The 245-nt window shown below is 66.1% G+C and carries 1 protein-coding gene; it reads left to right on the top strand.

Annotation, left to right across the window (positions count from 1 at the left end):
- Positions 1-245: hypothetical protein (locus RYX56_RS24515; protein ID WP_317124408.1), on the top strand; the 245-nt coding region annotated here is incomplete at both ends.

Here is a 245-nt window from a genome sequence, read left to right as displayed (position 1 = left end):
CGCCGCGACCAACGACCGCAAGCGCCTGGAGTTCGTGAAGCGGCGGCTGCAGGTGCTGCAGAACGCCAGCATCGACGACATCTACGAGGCCTGCGCAAGGGAGCGCTTCACCCACGTCCACATCCTCGCGCACGGCGATACGTACGATCACGCCGGCAACACGCGCTACGGCCTGGCCCTGTGCAAGAAGGGATCGCCACAGGACAAGGAGGTCGTCAGCGGCAAGAAGCTGGCGAAGGCGCTGC

Source organism: Alkalihalophilus lindianensis, from assembly GCF_032843265.1.
GTDB lineage: Bacteria > Bacillota > Bacilli > Bacillales > Bacillaceae_D > Alkalihalophilus > Alkalihalophilus lindianensis.
Note: the sequence above shows the minus strand (reverse complement) of the source record. Positions and strands in the feature narration are given on the sequence as shown.